Raw genomic sequence first — 20,105 nt, forward strand, 5'->3', positions numbered from 1 at the left:
CCCTCTAAAATGGAAACAGCGAACTGCTAAAGAAACGTGTAAGCCAACCAGGACTTTGCGCTTCTTGCGTTTGCCCTTTACCTGAGTATTGAATACGTGCATTAGCAATACGGTTTGATTCTACTGTATTATCGGCGCTTACGTCTTGAGGGCGTACTAGCCCTTCTAAACGAATAAACTCTTCGCCGGTATTAAGCGTTAGCCATTTTTCGCCGCGTATAACTAAATTACCGTTAGGTAAAACACGCATTACATTTACCGAAATATCGCCTACTAAGCTGTTTGACTGGTTTGATTTTGAATCACCCGTAAACGACGAATCACTACCAATACCAAACTGAATGCTATCGCCACCTATATTTACAGGTAGACCGCCTAATCCAATAACGGGGTCTAAGCTTGCGTCAGTTTCTTTGTCTGTTTCTGTTTTAGCGGCCTTTGTTGCTTGAGTAGACTCTTGCAGTTTAACCGTAATTATATCGCCAGTACGTAGCGCTTTTTTATCAGAATATAAGTCGTTTGATGTATGAGTATTAAACAGTGAACCTGTGGCTACCAACGGCTCTAAAATAGGTTCGGGGTACATAGGTGCGTAGTAAGGGTCGTCCTGCACTACCTCACTATTTTGCGTAGACATACAGCCACTTAAAAATAATGTGCCCGCTGTAAATAAAATAATATTACGCATAATTCCCCCTATTCTATTAAAGCTGTTGATTGATATAACTCATCATTTCGTCAACGGCCGAAATTACTTTTGAGTTCATTTCGTAAATACGCTGAGTTTCTATTAGGTTTACGAGCTCTTCAGTCACATTTACGTTAGATGTTTCGAGTGAGCCTTGAATAATACTACCTAACCCTTCAACACCAGGATTACCTTGTACAGGCGCACCACTTACAGCAGTTTCGGTATAAAGATTTTGACCAATTGGCTCAAGACCCGATGGATTAATAAAGTCACTAATAGTCAGCTGACCAATTACAACGTTATCGGCTTGGCCTGCAACACGCACAGATACTTCGCCGTCTTGCGAAACCGTAATTGATTGCGCGTCATCTGGTACATTCATTTCTGGCTGAATCACATAACCTGCGCCCGATGTTACAATTCGTCCATCGCCATCAGTAGTAAACTGACCATTGCGCGAGTAAGCAATATTGCCATCTGGTTGCAGTACTTCAAAAAAACCTTCGCCAGAAATCATCCAATCTAGTGAGTTTTCGGTGGTCAACATGTTGCCTTGCGTGAACTCTTTTTGGTTAGCTACAACTTTAGCACCCGCACCTAACATTAAGCCCGACGGCATTTCGGTATCTTGCGATGAACGACCACCCGGTTGATTAATATTTTGATAAAGTAAGTCTTCAAATATAGCGCGGCTTTTTTTGTAACCTACGGTACTCGCATTCGCTAAATTATTTGAGATAACCGATATATCGGTTTGTTGAGCGTCTAGCCCCGTTTTACTGATCCACAATGCTGGATTCATAATCGTGTCCTCATTTTAAAATTAAACTATGCGTAATAACTGATCTTGACGCTCGTCAATTTCTTCAGCTGTTTTCATTAATTTCACTTGTAATTCAAATTGGCGCTGGTGGCTTATCATGTCGACCATTTCGTGAACGGGATTTACGTTAGACATTTCAAGCGAACCACTTAAAACTTTTACATTGGCAGAGGTATCTACTGTTACATTTGCTTTTGGTCTAAATAAACCATCGTTACCTTTTTCGAGCTGTGAGCTATTTGCTTCTACCACTCTAAGCGTGTCTATTTCTTCTAAAAAGTTAGCGGGAGCGCCTTGTGGTCGAACTTGAATAGCGCCATCTTGGCTAAACCCTATTTTTTCGACTGGGACGGGTAAAATAACAGGTCCCCCTTCGCCAATTACTTGACGACCACCGCTCGTTACTAACATGCCTTGCGCAGTAATATTGAGCGTACCTACTTTGGTATAAGCTTCGTTGCCTGAGGCATCTTGCACGGCAAGCCACGCGTTATCGCTCATTGCGATATCTAAGTCTCGCCCGGTTTGAACAATGCCACCCGATACCATGTTTGAACCCGGACGCTCCTGCATTGCAAATACACGTGTAGGCAAACCTTCGCCAAACGCTTGCATAGAACGCGCCTGTGCAAAGTCGGCTTTAAAACCTGTTGTATTTGCATTCGCCAAATTATTGGCTTTAAGCGCAAGCCCCTGCAGGCTTTGCTTAGCGCCAGAGGCCGCAATGTAGACCATTTTGTCCATAGTATCGACTCACATAAAAAATCTCTGAACTTATAAATGCAAAATAGATGCCAGATTAAATTTGACGCAACATTGAGAGGTATTTAGAAGGGCTTACAAAGAGGACTTATAAAAAAGGCTGCAAAAATGCAGCCTAATATATTTAATGGGGTTTAGCTTATCGAATCTGCAAAATACTTTGCTGAATAGTTGAGTTAACTTCAAGCGCACGTGAGTTTGCTTGGTAATTACGCTGTGCAGTAATTAAGTCTACAAGCTCGTTTGTAAGGTTAGTATTTGATTGCTCAAGCGCTGATGAATTGATCGATCCTAAAGTACCTGATCCTGGTTCGCCTGCAATTGGATCACCCGATGTTAAACTTTTTTTCCAAGCGGTATCACCGACTTGCTGTAAGCCTTGTGAGTTAGAAAAACGAACCATAGCGACTTGACCTAAAAAAGTTGAGTCACCATTACTGTAAGATGCAACTACTTTACCATCAGTACCAATATCAATACCGGCTAAACGGCCAACAGTAGCGCCGTCTTGCTCAAGCGCTTTTACTTCAAAGTTACCTGCATACTGAGTGGGAACTTTATTACTGGTTCCCGCTTCATCACGCCAACTGACTGACACATCATCAGGAAAACTTGCACCATTAGTCAAAAGAGAAGTCAAACCTGTAGTCGCATCAGAAGATAAGTCTATATCATCAAAAGTTGTAGCCGGTAATGTTACATTAGGCAAACCTGCTGATGTAAATTCAAAAGTATCTATAGGGGTATGTGAACCTGCGACTGTTTCAACTCCATCTGTCCCAAAATTTTTCCCGTCTAAAGTTCCATAAACTTGCCATTGATTTGGTGTTGTCGTTGGGTCTTGCTTTACAAAGAAAAGCTGTAAAACATGTGGCTCACCTAATGAGTCATAAACTGTAGTTGATGTAGAACTATTATAAGAGGCACTCGTACTTGAATCAAAAGGTGTTACTGTAGGTTGAGTTTCTCGTGAATCTAAGTTGAATGATGAGTACACTTTACTTGTTGCGCGAGGAGAACCAGACGAATCCGGTATCTGTAATGGTGATGAAGTACTCAAACTTACTGATGTAGTGGCACCTGTAGCTTCATCAACAGGGAAACCTTGTAAAAAATTACCTTTGGCATCTACTACAAAATTATCTTCATTTAATTTGAATGCACCTGCACGAGTGTAAGAAAAATCTTGAGAACCTAAGTCTTCACTCATCGCGAAATAACCTTCACCAGTGATAGCCAAATCAAGTGAGTTATTTGTAAATTGCAGTGAGCCTTGATGAAACTGCTGTGCAACCATAGCGGTTTGAACACCATCACCATTTTTAGTCTTACCAGAGCTAAATACTGATGAAGCGTAAACATCGGCAAACTCAGCGCGCGACTCTTTAAAACCTGTTGTATTTACGTTTGCAATATTATTTGCAGTTACGTCTAAATCTTTTTGTGCGGCAGCTAGGCCGGTTAATGCAATATTGAAGCTCATAATTCACCTCTAACCTGTTAATCTGTGGCCTGCTGGCAGGCAAGAAATATTAAATTTGTTACGCGATTTCTGCAATGTCGGTTAACCTAACCGCACCTTCTTTGGTGTTCACAATGATGCCGCTTGAACCGTTAATGTTTACACTTTCAATATTTTTGAAAGTTGCAATAGGCAAGCTAGAAAACTGGCCATTGGTGCTACCTTGTGCCGATAACGTGTATTCCCCTTCAGGTAAACGCTCACCGCTTTCATTATTACCATCCCAAGCGAAGCGAACAGCGCCCGCAGGCTGAGAACCCATATCAATTGTTCTCACTAGCTGTCCTGAAGCATCAGTTACACTAAGTGTTAAGCTTTCAACTGCACTTTCAGCAACGATAGACCCTTTAGCATCACCTAATTCATTTAAATCAACAGTATTTGACTCTAGTAAAGCCTGCTTGCCAACAAGCGTTGAAGCTTGCAGGGCTGAGTTTGATGTCATCGAAGTAGCCAACGTATCAAAATTTGAATTCAAATCACTGATACCTTGCGCCATCGTAAAGCTAGTCATTTGCGCAATCATTTGATCGTTATCCGCAGGGTTACTGGGATCTTGATACGATAATTGCTGAGTTAACAAAGAGAAAAAGTCTTCTTGTGTTAACGCATCACTCTCATTGTCGCTGGTCGCTACTTGCGATTCTTGCCAACGCAAAGAGTCTAAATAGGATGAAGATGTACTAATATCGTTACTCATAACCTACCCTCGGTTACCGCTGCCCTAGCAACAGTGTTTTACTTAGCATTTGCTTAGCTGCATCAGCAACTTGCACGTTTGTTTGGTAAGAACGAGAGGCAGAAATCATATTTGCCATCTCCTCTACAACATTAACGTTGGGTTTATAGATATAGCCATTTTCATCCGCACTTGGATGGTTTGGGTTATATTCAATTTGTAATGGTGCATCGCTTTCAACAATGCCCAAAACTTTAACACCAACTGCGGAGCCCTGCTGGTTACTTACTGATGCTGAAGCCTTTGTTAGCTCAGCCGCAAATACAGGTTGGCGCGCTCGGTACGTTTTGTCTTGAGATGAACTAATGGTATTAGCATTAGAAATATTACTAGCTGTCGTATTTAAGCGAACGTTTTGTGCGCTCATACCCGAACCTGCAATATCGAAAACATTATATAAACTCATAATTTTTATCCTTGACTACCGAGAGCTTTATTTAGGCCTTTAAATTTGCCGCTTAAGAACTGCAAGCTGGCCTGATACTCCATAGCATTCTGTGTATACAAGTTTCGTTCCACTTGTATATCAACCGAGTTACCATCACCAGTATCTGATTGATTTGGCAAACGAAATGATTCTGAACTGCCCATACTATGAGTACCTCCACCAATGTGTTTATCATTAGTTCTTACCATAGTATTGCCGCTTTGCTGGGTTGACCTTGCCGCTTTTAAAGCAGAGGCAAAATCAATATCTTTTGCTTTATAGCCAGGCGTATCAGCGTTAGCTATATTAGTTGCAATTAATTCTGCTCGCTGTGAACGGATCAACATGGCTTGCGGATGCACACCTAATGCTTTATCAAAACTGATAGCCATAACCTTCTCCAAAAAATTGACTTACCCATTAATAAAGCAAAAAATAAGCCATTAATATTAGGGCATGCTATATTTTTATAAGACTATGTATCTAAATAGAAAAACGACGCTAGGTGCGTCGTTTTAGGGAAGGGAGTTAGTTTAATCACTTCTTTTGGTAAATAATACCAGGGTTGCACCTAACCATATCAAACTCAGTACTTAGGCCAGTTAGGGACTCTGACGCGCCTAAAAATAGGTAACCGTTTGGATTTAACGCTTGTGCAAACTGGTTAATAATTTTAGCTTTTATTTCAGGCGCAAAATAAATTAGTACATTTCGGCAAAAAATAATATCAAACTTGCCCATTAACGCGTAAGAATCAAGCAGATTTAAATGCCTAAAACTAACTTGCTTTTTTATTGTATCGTTTACTTGTGCCATACCGTTGCCGCTGTCTTTAAAAAACTTTTTACGACGCTCTGCAGATAACCCTCTGGCGAGTGCCAGCGCGTCATACTCTGCATTTTTACACATATCAAGCATGGTATTAGATATGTCGGTACCAATAATTTGTGCCCCCATACGAAGCACACCTGGTTGCTTAGCACTAAATTCAGCAACCGACATAGCTATTGAATAAGGTTCTTGGCCTGACGAACTGGCAGCAGACCAAATTTTTAAAGGTCTTCTTAAATCTTTAAATTCAGGGAAAAGCTTGTTTTGGAGCAACTCAAATGGGTATTGATCTCTAAACCACAAAGTTTCGTTGGTGGTCATTGCATCAACAACAGCGGCTCTTAATTGCCGCTCGTGAGGCCCGAGAGTTTTACTAACCAATTCCGATAAAGATCCCACATTAAATCGAGTCATTAACGGAGCAAGTCGGCTTTTAACTAAATACTGTTTATTTTCACCTAAAACAATGCCGCATTGCTGCTCTAAAAACGAACGAAACTGGTCGTATTCACTTTGCTGCAAATCTTTATTATTCAAGTTAGTAGCACCTATTTTTGTTAATCACAATGAACCCACTTTTTAACCGCTGTTGCTAATTCATCTGGATTAAATTTAGCAATAAAGTCATCTGCCCCTACTTTTTCAATCATCGCTTGGTTAAAAACACCACTCAAAGAGGTATGCAAAATAACATGCAAAGGTGCAAGTTTGGGATCTGCTTTTATTTCAGCTGTTAAGGTATAGCCGTCCATTTCTGGCATTTCAACGTCTGAGATAAGTAATGCTACTCGCTCTGTAATATCATTTTTACAATCAAGCTCTGCTATTTCTTTAAGCCTAATTAAAGCTTCCTTACCATTTTTAGCAAGCTCTGTTTGAACACCTAGCGGCTCTAAGGCTCGTTTAACTTGATTACGGGCAACAGCAGAGTCATCTGCAATAAATACGATACGTTCGCCTAAATCTCTTTGAATATCGCCACTTTGTGCAACTTCAGCACTTACTTCTGTGTTTACTGGACAAATTTCGTTGAGAATTTTTTCTACATCGAGAATCTCGACTAATTCATTTTCGATTTCGGTCACTGCTGTTAAATATGAATAACGTCCGGCGCCTGATGGCGGTGGCATTATTTTTTCCCAATTCATATTTACAATACGTTCAACTCCGCCCACTAAAAACCCTTGCACAGAGCGATTGTATTCAGCAATGATTATAAAGCTGTCTTTAATGTTGTCGATTGGGCGCCCACCTACAGCCATTGATAAATCAATAACCGAAATGGTTTGACCACGAATATGTGCAACACCACGAATATACGGATTAGATTTTGGCATGCTTGTTAGTGGAGGGCATTGCAGCACTTCTCTCACTTTAAATACATTAATACCAAAACGCTGACGCCCTCTGAGCTTAAATAAAAGTAATTCTAGGCGGTTCTGCCCAACCAACTGTGTGCGTTGGTTTACTGAGTCTAAAATGCCTGCCATTCAAATCTCCTAAAGAAAACAAATAATACGGAACGATAATTGCTTTCTATTTATAAAGCTACATAACATCGCGGGTGCGTCTACTTTTTGACGCAAAATATTTATACCCTGTTTGAAACCATAAGCATAGTCGAAACATTATGAGTTTGTTAAAAAAAATCAGAAGATACAGTGTTTTTTATTTTGTTACTAGCTTGTGCTTTGTATTCCCTTTGCAAGCTAAAGTGTTTAGTAAAGATTTATTACAAGACATGGCCGTTGCTTACATAGCTAAGCAAATTGGTACATTACAAAATACTAATACTCAATTAAGTGCTCTGCCTTTAGACAGTCGCATTCCTGATCGTGTCTGTAATACAGAGCTTGAATTATCAACATCCGATGAGCCACCATTTAACCGCCAAGTAACCTTACAAGCCAAGTGCAATGATGCGCAAACGTGGGCTCAATACGTTCATGTAAGAGTTGTTGAAATGGCTCCAGTTGTTGTTGCCACTGCTAATTTAACCCGCGGTGAAGTAATAACTAAATCGCATTTAAGTATTGAAATGAAACCAACTCACTTTGTACGAATACAGTACTTAGATGATCCCACAATGCTAATAGGTAGTAGAAGTAAACGAAATATTAGAAGTGGTATGCCAGTATTACTAAACCAAATTTGCATGGTGTGTAAAGGTGACTCTGTTAATATTTACGCAAACCTAAGAGGCCTTAGAATTAAAACCACTGGTATTGCTTTAGAAGACGGTACTTTGGGCGAACAGATACAAATAAAAAACAAAAAATCAGGTAAAGTTTTAAATGCGCGAGTAGATGGTGTAGAGTCTGTTCAAGTGAATATTTAATTTAGATTTATACTAAAGTATCCTACGTATATGCCGATAACATGGCATAAGTTGGGTAATATACGGGTTTATTATTATGGTTAATCAAGTTAATGGCAGTAATCAACAAGCTAATGCGTTAACAAATGCAAAGCAGCAACAAGTTGATTTAAAAAAAGATAACGCAAATACACAAGCTGCTCAGGCCCCTTCGCCTAAAGCTGCAAGTGATTCTGTAAGTTTAACGCCGCAAGCGCAGCAATTAAAAACGCTTCAGGATAAAGCACAGCAATCGCCTGGCTTTGACAGCGATAAAGTTGCTGAGCTAAAAAAAGCAATAACTGAAGGTAAATACCAAGTGGACAGTGAAAAGCTTGCTAAAAACTTAGCTGATTTTGAGTTTAACGTGTATGGCTGATCATAATAGTTTAATTAGCGTAAAGCTAAACCAACAAGTAAGTTGTTTAGACTCTTTACACACGCTATTAAACGATGAGCTTACTGCTATTGCCTCACGACGTGGTGCTGGTTTAAAAGAAATTGCCCAACAAAAAATGTCTTTTTTAACTAAGCTAAGCACTCTAGATAAAGAGCTAAGTAAGCTAATTGCCAGTAACGATACACAAAATCCTGAAATATCTGAGCTAATAAGCCAAGTTAAAACGCAACTTGCGCAATGCCAAAAACAAAATAATGTTAATGCTCATGCTGCCCGTCAAGCGCAGCTTAGTGTTAAACAATTAAAAGAGATATTAATTGGCGCACCAACGTCAATGACCTACGACCAAGCCGGTAAATCTGTAAATACCGAGAGTAAACTGGTTCGTAATCTAAAAGCGTAAGCCCAAAATTTTACATTAAAAAAGCCTTATTGATAAATCAATAAGGCTTTTTTAATGTCCTTGTCTCGTCCTGAAATGTGTTTACACATTTAGGATTTATTATGACCAAGTCAAATAATACACCGCTCAAACGAACACAACGAGATTATTCATTAGGCTTTAAATTACAAGTTGTCGACGCTGTAGAAAAAGGCGATATGACTTATAAACAAGCCCAAAAAATTTATGGCATACAAGGTCGTTCAACCGTGCTTACTTGGTTAAGAAAACACGGTAAGATGGATTGGACTCAATCACCTAAAGCTAAAGAAAGTCCCGCTCAAAAAATCAAACGCCTCGAACGAGAGCTTGAAAATGAGCATTTACGTAACCTGTTACTCAATGAAGTGGTTAATATTCTTGACGCTGAGCATGGGACAAGCCTTCGAAAAAAGTATATTGCCAAGGAGCAAGAAGCCTTCAAAAGCAAAAAATAGTTAGCTTAGAACGTGCTTGCAAGCTGCTTGGTATAACGAGACAAGCGATATATCAACGAGAGAGTAGAGCTAAATTGCGTGCGATTGAACTCGCACCCGTTAAAGCGATGGTATTGGAAATACGACGCTTTATGCCGCGTTTAGGCGGAAGAAAATTATACTTTCTACTTAAACCCAAATTCATAGAGCAAGGCATAAGTTTAGGTCGAGACGCTTTCTTTAGTTACCTGAAAAATGAACATTTATTGGTTAAGCCTAAGCGTAGTTATACAAAAACTACGTTTAGTAAACATTGGATGAAAAAGCATCCTAATTTACTTAAAGATAGGCAGCCATCGAAGCCAGAAGAGGTATTTGTAAGTGATATAACCTACGTTCAATCAGCGCAAGGTGTTCACTATCTATCGCTAGTAACTGATGCGTATAGTCGAAAAATTATGGGATATGAACTCAGTGATGAAATGAAGGCGACAGATGTGGTTAAGGCATTAGATATGACCATCAATAATCGTCAGTATCAATGTAGTACGATTCATCATTCAGATAGAGGGTTGCAGTATTGCTCGCGGGTATATCAAGTAAAGCTTAATGAAAATGGCATTATTCCATCAATGACCGATGGCTATGACTGCTATCAGAATGCACTGGCGGAGCGTATTAACGGCATATTGAAACAGGAGTTCTTACTCTATAAATGCCAAAATCTAAAAGAGCTACGTGAACTCGTCGAAGAATCAATATTAATATACAATGAAATGAGGCCGCATTTGAGTTTAGGAATGAAAACACCAAACCAAGTGCACAAAAAAGACCAGGAGCAAAAGCTACTGGCCTTCATTTAAAACCGTCAACGTATTTTAGGACGGGACAAACGTTTATATGCCTTATTGTGTGGTCTGGCTTTGCTAATTTGGATGAAGTTGCTCGTGGCGAGGGCCGTGTTATTCCCTCTAATAAATTACAGCTTATTCAATCTTATGACGGCGGTATGGTCGAAAAAATAAATGTCCGAGAAGGCCAAATAGTAAACGAGGGGGATGTACTCATTAAAATAGACCCTACCCGCTTTATTTCTAGCTTTAGAGAAAATCAATCCAAGGTTGAATCGTTAAGTGCAAAAGTTGCGAGGCTCAGAGCGCTCACTCAAAAAAAGGAGCTCGTATTTAAAGAAGATGTTATAAAAAATGCACCTCAGGTGGTTCAACACGAACGCTCTCTTTATTTGAGTAACAGCCAAGAGTTGAAGCAACAGGTAAGTATACACAAACGCCAACTAGAGCAGCGACACCAAGATTATATTGAAGCAAAAGCGGCACTTCAGCAACATACCAGCGCGCTACGCTTAACAAACAGGGAGCTTAAAGTGACCCGCCCATTGTTACGCACCGGTGCTATTTCGGATATAGATATTATTCGTTTAGAGCGTCAAATAGTTGATTTAAACGGCGAGATAAACAGAACCAAAGCAGTTATAAATAGGAGTCTTTCGGCCATTAACGAAGCTAAAAATAAGGTAACCGAAGTTGAGCTCGTTATGATTAACCGCTGGAACAATGAACTCTCCGAAGCGCTACTGCGACTAGATTCAATTAAAGAAACTGAATCTGGCTTAGCCGATAAAGTAACTCAAACTGAAATACGCTCTCCTGTTAAAGGCACTGTACAACGATTATTAGTTAATACTGTTGGCGGTATTTTACAGCCAGGTAGTGATGTTATGGAAATTGTCCCGCTTGACGATCAACTTGTAGTAGAGGCAAAAATCCCGCCTAAAGACATTGCATTTTTACGCCCTGGGCAATCTGCAATGATAAAATTTAGTGCCTACGACTTTGCCGTATATGGTGGCCTTGAAGCCGAAGTATTACATATAAGTGCCGATACAATTACAGATGACCGCGAGAATACCTTTTATTTGGTGCAGCTAAAAACCACCAAAAATAATTTTTCAAAAGAGCTGACTATTATTCCAGGAATGACCACTCAAGTGGATATTATTACCGGTAAAAAAACCGTACTTGAGTATATTTTAAAACCGGTTCTTAGAGCTACATCGCAAGCAATGACAGAGCGTTAAAACATTTTATAAACGGAGATATAATGCGCCAAAGTATTTTTATTACACAGCCTGAATTTGAGTCGAAACACTGGCATACAGCGTTTCCTGGTTGTTTGATATGCACAAAAGAACCACACAGAGTCACGGCATCAAGTATTATTTGGTTTTTGGTCGGCACACCTAATTGGCTTGAGCTTGTTAAAAAGTATTCTCAGCAACGTTTACTGGTTATAGTTATGACCAACGAACTAGACATAAATCAACTAAGAAGTGCGCTTGAAGCAGGCGCTAGGGGGTATGTAGAAGCACTCGCTACTAAAGTAATTATTGAACAAGTACTTGAGGCAATTTATACTGGCGGAATATGGTTACCAGGGCAATTACTATCTAACTTAGTAGGTGCTTTATCAAATACACCGTTTAAATATGCGAGCACATGCGAGCTTGATGTACTCACAAAGCGAGAACGTCAAGTAGTTGATATTGTTGTAACAGGTGCAACTAATAAGCAAGCTGCAGAATCTTTAAATATTACAGAACGCACAATTAAAGAGCATATGAGCTCTATATTTAATAAGCTAAAAGTTCGCGACCGTATTCAATTAATGTTAGTTGTAAAAGGGCATTAACCGCACCGTTAATGCCTATTACTTACTCTTTAATAACCCCATCAAAACCTAAGTTAATAAGTGTATCTATATCATCTTGGCTTGTTACACCTTGAGCCACCACTTTAATGCCAATAGAGTGAGCTAACGTACACACCCCTCGCAAGAATGTTTGGTTATCTTGGCTATAACTAATATTGTGCCCATAAACGCTATCAACCTTAATCATTTCAAGCCCAAACTCCTGAATTTTTTCAATTTTAGTAAACTCAGGGCCTACACGTTTTAACGCCACCTTAGCGCCCATACATCGAGCCTGCTCACAAAAACCTTTAAATATTTTAATTTCGCTAACAGCAATACTCTCTCGTATATCAAAGCAGATTTTAGAAGCTAAATCAGGAAATGCCGACAGATAGGTAAGGATTGAAGCAAGCGCAGCATCATCAAGTAACGTTTGGGCAGATAATTCAACCGAAATCAGTTCACTTGGTGGCTCAATACTATAATGAGCCACCAACGCCTTAATTAAACCCCAATCTAAACGCGCTAATAACTTTAATCGGTTAGCCTACTGGTAGTAGTAACTAGCACGGTATACTTGCCCACCAAGCTTTAGGCTCAACCCTAATTGATTTTGCATTACCTGCCCTGTAAAGCTCGTTACTGGGTAAGTATTTATTTCTAAATTATTATTGTTGAGTGACTCTTCTATGGCATTTTTCCAGCTAGTTGCATTATCAAACAGCTCACTTTCCTGCTTGATTTGAGCTACTTTTGCTTGTACATCAGATCGTTTACCCGATGATTTTAAAAGTTCATCCGCACGCTTTAATGCATCAAATCGCGTGTCGTCTTTTTAAATATAAGTACAGCTGTGGGGTATCGCTAGCTTAACGTTTTTATACTCTTCAACAAACGATTGATGCATCAATAAAATACGTTCACTGATTGCTTGAATATCATCAATATCACTAAATAAAACTGTAAAATCGCTGTGAGAAATACGTGCAATGTAATTTTCAGAAAAGTGTTCTTGGTTGTTCTCTAAGAAGCTAACCAACATCTGTGAAAATCGACGTAGAAAGTTAACCATTTCTACTCGTCCCACTTCCTCACTTACGCGATCGAGGTTAACAACCCTAAATAAAAACAAGGCACCATGGGCATGATCTTTTGATTTCTGTAAGTGAGCCTCAAGTGTTGCACCAAAGTATTCTCTATTTGCTAAACCAGTTAGCTCATCGTGTTGCGATTTAAATCTAAGCTCTTCTAAACGTTTATTATCTTCTTTAATAATACGGCTAAAACTGGTAGATAATTGGTTCATTGATTGCACTAAACGTGCAAACTCAAATGTGCGCGGAACGCTCGATTTAATAAAACGTTTTTCACCAAATGCATTAGCCTGATACACAACATCATCTAGTGGTTTTAATATCCTACTTAAAAAGTAAGCACTAACTATACAAGCAAAAAAAGCGACAATTAAAAAACTAAAAAATAGTTTAAGCGCACTTTCCCATAAGGCTTGCTCAGCATATTGACTATGACTTTCTATAAACAAAGTACCAAACTGCTGCCAACCATCATTTACTTGCCCAACCCCTGGCTGTACATTTAATCCATACATTGCTCTAAACCACTGCGGAGCCGTCGCTTTAAGTTCATCGGTAAACGTGCGTTTAACAATCACCTCACCATTAGGGTTTTGTAGTTCTATTCGCTTATAGTGACCGGTATCAAATGTGGCCGATACTAATAATTCAAGCTCAACGGGGTCTTTATCTAATTGGCTGATCATTAACGCGAGTGAACTGGCATTATCTACATTTTTTAAGTACAGCTGGGTCGAAAAATAACTTTTAGCCGAATTAGTGCTAATTAAAACACTACTTATAAAGCCTACAAAAATAACAATTAATAATGCAATCCACAGCTCTTGCCTGAGTGTTATTTTTCGTTTTTTAAGATACTTAGATAAGGAAAATGATGCCATTACCACATAACTCCTTCTTTGGTTGTCTGCTCCAAAATTTTACGCCAGCGTGAAAGTCTTGCTGTTGGGCTGGCTACACTTTTGGTTGAATTATTAGCCCATAAACCTTGGCTGTTAAAGCTAAAAACAGGGCTTAAATCTACACGTTTTGCAGCAGGTAAAACCTTTGTTATTAAACTGTCTAAAATAAGTGGCTGAGCGTTTGGTGTAGCAAAGTAACCTAACACCATATGTGCTTGCGTTTTGTTAGTGCCCGCAATTTTTGCTTTTACATAAATAAGGCGTAACTTGTCGTCGCTCACACCTAACGCTCTTAAGCTGATATATTTTGCTATTGCGTAATCTTCGCAATCACCGAGGCCCCTGCCTAATGTTTCTAAAGGGGTTGCCCAATAATCGTTTTGTTTCCAAAGCTAAATATCAGTTTGGTAGCGTAAATTACGCGCAAAAAAATCATTAACAATAAGAATTTGTTGTTGCTCTGGCTTGTTTTGAGTTTGCACCAACATGCTTTGCCAGTTGCGAGCAACTGCCGCTCGCGCAGGCCCGTATTTTTGACCCATGAGCTCTATAAAGGTATTAAATTGAATAGTTAGTCGGCTTGCAAGCACACCACTGGAGAGTACAAAAAACAGCAATAGGTAGCGCAAATTAGCTTTGCACCATATAAATAATTGAGGATTTAAATGACTTGGCTTAATCGCCATTTACAGAGCCACTGTTAATATAAGTGGCAATAAAATACATCTGTTGAGCACTACACAATCTGCTTAAAATTAATCCTAACAACAGCATAGCACTCAATATAGGAGGATGAGATATTTTGAATAACTTTTTTAATAAACGTTTCTAGTAGTACGTTACTTTTTTAACTTCACGAGGTTTTACTTCACCTATGTATAAATCGTGCACACGCTTCATATTAAGCTCAAGCTCGGTCACGTAAGTGTCATCTACCGCGTAAGTTTTAATTATTTGTGCACCTTTAATAAGCCCCTGCACTTTACTTTCTAAGTAATCGTCTTGAGCAATTGAACCTTCCACCGTTGTTCCTGCGGTAATTTTTTGCCCATATACTTGCTCAGTAAGCTCGCGGTAAGCTTCAAGCTTAGAAGCCTTAATGGCCATAAGTTGCTTTTGCGACGCGTTAGCGCCTTTTTGCAAGCTAATAGGTGCATACCCTATCGCTTTTAAAACGGGGTAATTATTTGGCTCTACATATTTATATTCAACATGCTTATCAAAAACGCTGCTACAACCACCTAAGGTTAAACACCCAAGTGTAATAAGTAATGAAATTGCTCGCATAGCATTTAGCCCTTGTATAGTAATTAGCAGTACATATGCACGTTTAATGCCATTTATAGCATTACTAATAATTACCAAATAACATTGGTACAGTCCTTGCTCTACCTAGTTAATAGCTAACGTTTAATTGGAGTAAAAGTATGAAGTCGTTTTTATCATTGGCATTTGCAGGATTAAGTGCAACGGCATTATTAACGTTCTCCCCTTTTACTAAAGCGCAGTGGTATGAATCAACGGGTCACGCGAACGTCCAAAATGGTGATACGAGCGCTGCCAAATCTGCCGCTATAAAAGATGCGATTACACAGGCGTTAGTGTTCTCTGGCGCACGGGTTAGCTCTGTGCAAACCTTGGTAGATGGCGTGTTAATGCAAGATCAGCTAAAAATTAGCAGCCACGGCGAAATTCAAAAAATTGAACTGGTCAGCGAAAATAAATACGACAATAAATTTGCCGTTACATTACGGCTCGATATTTTTTCTCAAACAGAGCAATGCCCACAAAATAGTTTTAATAAGTTTGTGGCCGTTACACAAAGCCAACTTGTTCATCGTGAACATGCCAAAATGGGTCAAATATTTGACGTAAGCAAAGCGATTAGCAAAAATATTTTTACTTCCCTGCAAAAATCAAAAATGAGCGCAGTGCCTATTGCTTACTATAATAATGCAATAAGCGTTGATAAATACTTTTCGCAGCAGCACGACTATTCAAATGCCCAATTAGAAGAAATATCTTCGCGCAGTAACGCTCAATATGTTCTGCTTAGCCGAATAACCAGCCTTTCGACTAGCGACAAACTCAATAACGATTATGCATTTTGGCAAGACGAGGCGTATGAGCGCAGTTACAACATTGAGTTTGCACTGTTTGATGGCACTACCTATGAGCAACTTTGGCAAAATAGTTACCATACTCAAGCAATTTGGCCATTTGAAAAAACAACCATAGTTGATGTTAATAGTGATAGGTTTTGGCAATCACCTTATGGGCAAAGCATAACCGATATCAACCAATCAGTAAGTTATGACATTCAAGCAGCCATGGCGTGTTTACCTACTCAAGGTAAAATAATGCATATGGAAAATAGCAAAATCGTTATTAACTTAGGTAAAGCTCATGGGTTAAAAAAAGGCCAAATGCTAAGCATTGCGCACCATAACTATTTAACCGACGCGGCAGGTAATGTTATGCCACACACCATTACCACGCTTAATAAAATTCGCGTTGAGCAGCTTTATCAGCAAACCGCAGTAGCTGTCAGTATTGATTACAAACCACTACCTGGCGTGCAAATTAACGATGTTGTAGAAATAATCAGCCAAGATCTTTAGAGTTTTTTACTCAATTTAGCTTTTAAATTAGGGTGAGCCGATAACCACTCGCCCAATTGTTCTACACCAGATAAATGCGGATAATGCTTTCTGCATGCAAACACCACATTACGCTGCTGATTAGGGAATATAGGCAAGTAATCAATCCCTACACGGTCGGTACATGCCAACTTTGGTACAAATGTAATACCGTCATCCATAGCCACTAACGCTAATAATGTTTCTAAACTATTACCTTTATACTGGTTAGATACATCGACTCCTGCAGAAAAACAAAACTTTTGGGCTTGATCTTTAAAGCAATGGCCATCACTTAACATTAATAGGCTGCATCCTTGAAGATCGCTCAGCGCTACTTTTTTATGCTTAGACAGCGCGTTATCGTGTGATACCGCCACTAAAAAGTCTTCTTTGTATAAAGCAACCGTATGGTAATTAATAAGCTCTGGCACATCGGCTAAAATAGCAAAGTCGAGTTCCCCCTTGTTTAAAGCTTCTAAAATTGTTGCTGTTTGCATCTCAATAAACGAAAACTGGCTATCAATAAATGCCGCTTTCATCGATGTTAATAACGCAGGCAACAAGTAAGGCGCAATGGTAGGAATAATACCAATAGTTAATTTACCTTGTAGAGGCTCGTTAGAAGTAGCAGCAAGTTCTTTGAGTATTTGCGTATGTTCTAAAATAATCTCTATTTGTGTCAACAAACGTTCACCTTTTGCTGTTAAGGTAACTTGCTTGGTTGAGCGATCAAATAAAGTAACGCCAAGCTCATTTTCGAGTTTTTTTACTTGGCCACTTAATGTAGGCTGGCTTACAAAACATGCATCGGCAGCTTTGCGAAAGTGTTTATATTGCGCTATTGCTTTTACATATTCAAAATCTTTTAAGTTCATATTCAGCTCTACGTGATAGTTTATAACTATCAGTTTAATACAAACAAACGATTGGAACTATATTTAATTATTCACCATAATGGCTATCAACAAATCAAGAGGAACAAAAATTATGTTAAACAATATCGAAGGTCAAACAATCCCAAGTGTTACATTTGCAACTCGTCAAAATAACGATTGGAAATCAGTAACAACAGATGACATTTTTAAAGGTAAAACGGTTGTAGTGTTTTCACTACCAGGTGCATTCACACCAACATGTTCATCAACTCACTTACCACGTTACAACGAATTAGCAGGCGTACTAAAGCAAAACGGCGTTGACGAAATTGTATGTTTATCAGTAAACGATACCTTTGTAATGAACGCATGGGCTGAGCATCAAGAAGCGCAAAACATTACTTTATTACCAGACGGCAACGGCGAATTTACTGACGGCATGGGCATGTTAGTAGACAAGAGCGACCTAGGCTTTGGTAAGCGCAGCTGGAGATACTCTATGCTGGTTAAAGATGGCGTGATTGACAAAATGTTCATCGAGCCAGATTTACCAGGTGACCCGTTTGAAGTATCTGACGCAGACACAATGCTTGATTACATCAACCCTAAGCAAGCTAAACCAGAACCAGTAAGCATCTTTACTAAACCTGGCTGTCCTTTCTGTAAAAAAGCGAAAGAGCTTCTTGCAGAGAAAGGCTTCGCATATGAAGAGATTGTTATGGGTGCAGGCGCATCACTTACAAGTCTTAAAGCTGTATCTGGTCGTGACACTGTTCCACAAATATTCATTGGTGGTAAACACATCGGTGGTTCAGACGACTTAGAAAAATACTTTGCTTAATTAATAAGTAAATTAAATACCTAACGTTAGTAGGTAAAAAATAGGGGCTTTTATGCCCCTATTTATTAGAGGAAAATACTATGAAAGAATTGCAAACCGATGTTGTTGTTATAGGTGCTGGCACTGCAGGTTTAAGTGCATACCGTAACGCTAAACAGTTCACACAAAACGTATTAATGATCGAGTCAGGCCCATACGGCACAACATGTGCACGTGTTGGTTGTATGCCAAGCAAATTATTAATTGCCGCAGCTGAGGCAGCTCACTCAATTGAAATGGCACCTGCATTTGGTGTACACAGCTCAAAACCTGTAATTGATGGCAAAGCAGTAATGGCGCGTGTTAAAAGTGAACGAGATCGCTTTGCAGGATTCGTAGTAGAAGCCGTAGATGAGCTACCTGATGTTGATAAAATTCGTGGTTACGCTAAATTTTTAGACACAAACCGCGTACAAATAGACGACCATACAATTATTACAGCAAAACGCTTTGTAATTGCCACAGGTTCACGCCCTTCATATCCTGGCGTATTTAATAACTTTGGCGACAAACTTATTATAAACGACGACGTATTTGATTGGGATGACCTACCAGAATCAGTCGCTGTATTTGGCCCTGGTGTGATAGGTCTTGAAATTGGCCAAGCACTTAGCCGACTAGGCGTAAATGTAAAACTATTTGGTGTAGGCGACGCAATTGGCCCACTTACAGATCCAGTCGTAAAAGACTACGCAAATACTGTTTTTGCTGAAGAATTTTTTGTAGATACCGACTCAAACGTATCTGACATGATGCAAGTTGGCGACAAAGCACAGCTAACTTACACCGACAAACAAGGTGAAAAACACACCGAACAGTTTGACTACGTACTTGCAGCCACAGGCCGAGTACCTAACGTAGATAAACTAGGCCTTGAAAACACAGGCATTGAACTTGATGAACGCGGCGTACCGCACGCAGACACTCACACAATGCAGTGTGGTGAGTCAAACATATTTATAGCAGGCGATGCGAGTAACATGCTACCACTGCTACACGAAGCATCTGACCAAGGTGCTATTGCAGGTCAAAATGCAGGGCGCTTCCCAGATGTACGTATAGGTCTGCGCAGAGCAAAAATTGCAGCTGTATTTAGCGACCCGCAAATAGCAATGGTAGGCGAAAGCTACAAGCAAATTACTGACCGATTAGGCCCATGCGGTTGTTTTGAAGTCGGCGAAGTCAGCTTTGAAAACCAAGGCCGTAGCCGAGTAATGCTTAAAAACAAAGGTCATATGCGTGTATATGCAGAGCAAGGTACAGGCTTATTTTTAGGTGCAGAATTTATTGGCCCACAAGCCGAACACATTGCTCACTTACTAGCATGGGCTGTACAAAACAAAATGACCGTACCTGAAATGCTTGATATGCCATTTTACCACCCAGTCATTGAAGAAGGGTTACGTACCGCCCTTCGCGACTTAAACGCCAAACTTAAATTTGGCCCAGACATTGTAAATTCATGTATGGAATGTGGCCCAGGCGCATAACCTATTTACTACACATACAAACTTGCTAAGTAAAAGCCAAAACTAACGTTTTGGCTTTTTTATGTGTTTTTTTAAGCTGACCTCTCAAAAAAAATTTTAGC

22 protein-coding genes and 2 pseudogenes are annotated in these 20,105 nt (G+C 39.5%); 9 read left to right on the plus strand and 15 right to left on the minus strand.

Going from position 1 to position 20,105, the window contains the following annotated elements:
• Positions 1-4: 4 nt before the first annotated feature.
• The 9 genes from flgH to I6F10_RS06025 all read right to left on the minus strand — a co-directional run bounded on the left by flgH (position 5) and on the right by I6F10_RS06025 (position 7,285).
• On the minus strand, positions 5-688 hold the full coding sequence (gene flgH / locus I6F10_RS05985; protein ID WP_010553251.1) for a flagellar basal body L-ring protein FlgH: 684 nt from the start codon (positions 686-688) through the stop codon (positions 5-7).
• Positions 689-704: 16 nt separating this feature from the next.
• Complete coding sequence (flgG, locus tag I6F10_RS05990; protein WP_002959420.1) at positions 705-1,493, minus strand: flagellar basal-body rod protein FlgG; 789 nt, start codon at positions 1,491-1,493, stop codon at positions 705-707.
• 21 nt (positions 1,494-1,514) lie between these two features.
• On the minus strand, positions 1,515-2,258 hold the full coding sequence (locus tag I6F10_RS05995) for a flagellar basal body rod protein FlgF (protein ID WP_149591735.1): 744 nt from the start codon (positions 2,256-2,258) through the stop codon (positions 1,515-1,517).
• A gap of 157 nt (positions 2,259-2,415) precedes the next feature.
• The gene (gene flgE / locus I6F10_RS06000) at positions 2,416-3,759 is read right to left on the minus strand and encodes a flagellar hook protein FlgE (RefSeq protein WP_165742728.1); all 1,344 of its coding nucleotides are present in this window, start codon (positions 3,757-3,759) and stop codon (positions 2,416-2,418) included.
• 58 nt (positions 3,760-3,817) lie between these two features.
• Positions 3,818-4,498 carry a flagellar hook assembly protein FlgD gene (locus tag I6F10_RS06005; protein WP_197098608.1) on the minus strand — a complete coding sequence of 227 codons (681 nt, stop codon included), beginning with the start codon at positions 4,496-4,498 and terminating at the stop codon, positions 3,818-3,820.
• A gap of 13 nt (positions 4,499-4,511) precedes the next feature.
• On the minus strand, positions 4,512-4,943 hold the full coding sequence (gene flgC / locus I6F10_RS06010; RefSeq protein ID WP_002959429.1) for a flagellar basal body rod protein FlgC: 432 nt from the start codon (positions 4,941-4,943) through the stop codon (positions 4,512-4,514).
• A 5-nt stretch (positions 4,944-4,948) separates the two neighbouring features.
• On the minus strand, positions 4,949-5,356 hold the full coding sequence (gene flgB / locus I6F10_RS06015; protein WP_002959431.1) for a flagellar basal body rod protein FlgB: 408 nt from the start codon (positions 5,354-5,356) through the stop codon (positions 4,949-4,951).
• Between the two features lie 145 nt (positions 5,357-5,501).
• A complete protein-coding gene (locus I6F10_RS06020) occupies positions 5,502-6,332 on the minus strand; it encodes a CheR family methyltransferase (RefSeq protein ID WP_039484688.1) in 831 nt (276 codons plus the stop codon).
• Positions 6,333-6,352: 20 nt separating this feature from the next.
• Positions 6,353-7,285 carry a chemotaxis protein CheV gene (locus I6F10_RS06025; protein ID WP_002959434.1) on the minus strand — a complete coding sequence of 311 codons (933 nt, stop codon included), beginning with the start codon at positions 7,283-7,285 and terminating at the stop codon, positions 6,353-6,355.
• Positions 7,286-7,425: 140 nt separating this feature from the next.
• Here I6F10_RS06025 and flgA point away from each other — a divergent pair, with 140 nt between their 5' ends.
• From flgA to I6F10_RS06055, 6 genes are all read left to right on the plus strand, one after another.
• Positions 7,426-8,133, plus strand: a complete 708-nt coding sequence (gene flgA, locus I6F10_RS06030; RefSeq protein WP_007581857.1) for a flagellar basal body P-ring formation chaperone FlgA — start codon at positions 7,426-7,428, stop codon at positions 8,131-8,133.
• 76 nt (positions 8,134-8,209) lie between these two features.
• Entirely contained in the window at positions 8,210-8,530 is a 321-nt protein-coding gene (flgM, locus tag I6F10_RS06035; RefSeq protein WP_002959436.1) for a flagellar biosynthesis anti-sigma factor FlgM, read from the plus strand.
• Positions 8,523-8,954 carry a flagellar protein FlgN gene (gene flgN, locus I6F10_RS06040; protein ID WP_182672290.1) on the plus strand — a complete coding sequence of 144 codons (432 nt, stop codon included), beginning with the start codon at positions 8,523-8,525 and terminating at the stop codon, positions 8,952-8,954. The genes flgM and flgN overlap by 8 nt, the downstream gene beginning before the upstream one ends.
• Before the next feature lie 101 nt (positions 8,955-9,055).
• Positions 9,056-10,272, plus strand: a protein-coding gene (locus tag I6F10_RS06045; protein ID WP_442960858.1) for an IS3 family transposase whose coding sequence is annotated in 2 segments (ribosomal slippage) — positions 9,056-9,389 and positions 9,389-10,272 — 1,218 coding nt in all. Because the reading frame shifts where the segments join, the coding sequence is not laid out codon by codon here.
• A 35-nt stretch (positions 10,273-10,307) separates the two neighbouring features.
• Complete coding sequence (locus I6F10_RS06050) at positions 10,308-11,507, plus strand: HlyD family type I secretion periplasmic adaptor subunit (protein WP_331461820.1); 1,200 nt, start codon at positions 10,308-10,310, stop codon at positions 11,505-11,507.
• A gap of 23 nt (positions 11,508-11,530) precedes the next feature.
• Complete coding sequence (locus tag I6F10_RS06055) at positions 11,531-12,118, plus strand: response regulator transcription factor (protein ID WP_197098610.1); 588 nt, start codon at positions 11,531-11,533, stop codon at positions 12,116-12,118.
• A 22-nt stretch (positions 12,119-12,140) separates the two neighbouring features.
• On the opposite strand, the pseudogene I6F10_RS20150 reads toward I6F10_RS06055, so the two are convergent.
• The 5 genes and pseudogenes from I6F10_RS20150 to I6F10_RS06070 all read right to left on the minus strand — a co-directional run.
• Positions 12,141-12,656, minus strand: a pseudogene (locus tag I6F10_RS20150) (EAL domain-containing protein); the annotation flags it as partial.
• A 300-nt stretch (positions 12,657-12,956) separates the two neighbouring features.
• Positions 12,957-14,096, minus strand: coding sequence for a LapD/MoxY N-terminal periplasmic domain-containing protein (locus tag I6F10_RS20155; RefSeq protein WP_231619893.1), 1,140 nt, complete (start codon positions 14,094-14,096; stop codon positions 12,957-12,959).
• Positions 14,096-14,494: pseudogene (locus I6F10_RS20160) on the minus strand (transglutaminase-like cysteine peptidase); the annotation flags it as partial. The gene I6F10_RS20155 and the pseudogene I6F10_RS20160, both read right to left, overlap by 1 nt.
• 15 nt (positions 14,495-14,509) lie before the next feature.
• The gene (locus I6F10_RS20165; RefSeq protein WP_231619894.1) at positions 14,510-14,803 is read right to left on the minus strand and encodes a hypothetical protein; all 294 of its coding nucleotides are present in this window, start codon (positions 14,801-14,803) and stop codon (positions 14,510-14,512) included.
• A 142-nt stretch (positions 14,804-14,945) separates the two neighbouring features.
• Positions 14,946-15,404 (minus strand): LPP20 family lipoprotein, encoded by a 459-nt coding sequence (locus I6F10_RS06070; RefSeq protein WP_008168853.1) that lies wholly within the window; start codon positions 15,402-15,404, stop codon positions 14,946-14,948.
• A gap of 140 nt (positions 15,405-15,544) precedes the next feature.
• Between I6F10_RS06070 and I6F10_RS06075 the strand changes: the two genes are divergently transcribed.
• Complete coding sequence (locus I6F10_RS06075; protein WP_197098611.1) at positions 15,545-16,738, plus strand: flagellar assembly protein FlgT; 1,194 nt, start codon at positions 15,545-15,547, stop codon at positions 16,736-16,738.
• Here I6F10_RS06075 and I6F10_RS06080 read toward each other — a convergent pair.
• Positions 16,735-17,634, minus strand: coding sequence for a LysR substrate-binding domain-containing protein (locus I6F10_RS06080; protein WP_197098612.1), 900 nt, complete (start codon positions 17,632-17,634; stop codon positions 16,735-16,737). The genes I6F10_RS06075 and I6F10_RS06080 overlap by 4 nt on opposite strands.
• A 112-nt stretch (positions 17,635-17,746) precedes the next feature.
• Between I6F10_RS06080 and I6F10_RS06085 the strand changes: the two genes are divergently transcribed.
• Together I6F10_RS06085 and I6F10_RS06090 are read left to right on the plus strand one after the other, a co-directional pair.
• Positions 17,747-18,475 (plus strand): glutathione peroxidase, encoded by a 729-nt coding sequence (locus I6F10_RS06085; RefSeq protein ID WP_197098613.1) that lies wholly within the window; start codon positions 17,747-17,749, stop codon positions 18,473-18,475.
• An 80-nt stretch (positions 18,476-18,555) separates the two neighbouring features.
• A complete protein-coding gene (locus I6F10_RS06090) occupies positions 18,556-20,004 on the plus strand; it encodes a dihydrolipoyl dehydrogenase (protein ID WP_197098614.1) in 1,449 nt (482 codons plus the stop codon).
• Positions 20,005-20,105: the final 101 nt, after the last annotated feature.

Origin of the sequence: Pseudoalteromonas sp. SWYJZ98 (assembly GCF_015864495.1) — a bacterium.
Taxonomy (GTDB): domain Bacteria; phylum Pseudomonadota; class Gammaproteobacteria; order Enterobacterales; family Alteromonadaceae; genus Pseudoalteromonas; species Pseudoalteromonas distincta.

What these genes read in the sequence shown, in the direction of transcription:
- I6F10_RS06025 (WP_002959434.1), bottom strand. Translation starts at nt 7,285, where the DNA reads ATGGCAGGCATTTTAGACTCAGTAAACCAACGCACACAGTTGGTTGGG.
- I6F10_RS05995 (WP_149591735.1), bottom strand. Translation starts at nt 2,258, where the DNA reads ATGGACAAAATGGTCTACATTGCGGCCTCTGGCGCTAAGCAAAGCCTG.
- I6F10_RS06055 (WP_197098610.1), top strand. Translation starts at nt 11,531, where the DNA reads ATGCGCCAAAGTATTTTTATTACACAGCCTGAATTTGAGTCGAAACAC.
- flgG (WP_002959420.1), bottom strand. Translation starts at nt 1,493, where the DNA reads ATGAATCCAGCATTGTGGATCAGTAAAACGGGGCTAGACGCTCAACAA.
- I6F10_RS06090 (WP_197098614.1), top strand. Translation starts at nt 18,556, where the DNA reads ATGAAAGAATTGCAAACCGATGTTGTTGTTATAGGTGCTGGCACTGCA.
- I6F10_RS06070 (WP_008168853.1), bottom strand. Translation starts at nt 15,404, where the DNA reads ATGCGAGCAATTTCATTACTTATTACACTTGGGTGTTTAACCTTAGGT.
- I6F10_RS06080 (WP_197098612.1), bottom strand. Translation starts at nt 17,634, where the DNA reads ATGAACTTAAAAGATTTTGAATATGTAAAAGCAATAGCGCAATATAAA.
- flgH (WP_010553251.1), bottom strand. Translation starts at nt 688, where the DNA reads ATGCGTAATATTATTTTATTTACAGCGGGCACATTATTTTTAAGTGGC.
- I6F10_RS06075 (WP_197098611.1), top strand. Translation starts at nt 15,545, where the DNA reads ATGAAGTCGTTTTTATCATTGGCATTTGCAGGATTAAGTGCAACGGCA.
- I6F10_RS06005 (WP_197098608.1), bottom strand. Translation starts at nt 4,498, where the DNA reads ATGAGTAACGATATTAGTACATCTTCATCCTATTTAGACTCTTTGCGT.
- I6F10_RS20155 (WP_231619893.1), bottom strand. Translation starts at nt 14,096, where the DNA reads ATGGCATCATTTTCCTTATCTAAGTATCTTAAAAAACGAAAAATAACA.
- flgA (WP_007581857.1), top strand. Translation starts at nt 7,426, where the DNA reads ATGAGTTTGTTAAAAAAAATCAGAAGATACAGTGTTTTTTATTTTGTT.
- flgB (WP_002959431.1), bottom strand. Translation starts at nt 5,356, where the DNA reads ATGGCTATCAGTTTTGATAAAGCATTAGGTGTGCATCCGCAAGCCATG.
- I6F10_RS06085 (WP_197098613.1), top strand. Translation starts at nt 17,747, where the DNA reads ATGTTAAACAATATCGAAGGTCAAACAATCCCAAGTGTTACATTTGCA.
- flgN (WP_182672290.1), top strand. Translation starts at nt 8,523, where the DNA reads ATGGCTGATCATAATAGTTTAATTAGCGTAAAGCTAAACCAACAAGTA.
- flgM (WP_002959436.1), top strand. Translation starts at nt 8,210, where the DNA reads ATGGTTAATCAAGTTAATGGCAGTAATCAACAAGCTAATGCGTTAACA.
- flgE (WP_165742728.1), bottom strand. Translation starts at nt 3,759, where the DNA reads ATGAGCTTCAATATTGCATTAACCGGCCTAGCTGCCGCACAAAAAGAT.
- I6F10_RS20165 (WP_231619894.1), bottom strand. Translation starts at nt 14,803, where the DNA reads ATGGCGATTAAGCCAAGTCATTTAAATCCTCAATTATTTATATGGTGC.
- flgC (WP_002959429.1), bottom strand. Translation starts at nt 4,943, where the DNA reads ATGAGTTTATATAATGTTTTCGATATTGCAGGTTCGGGTATGAGCGCA.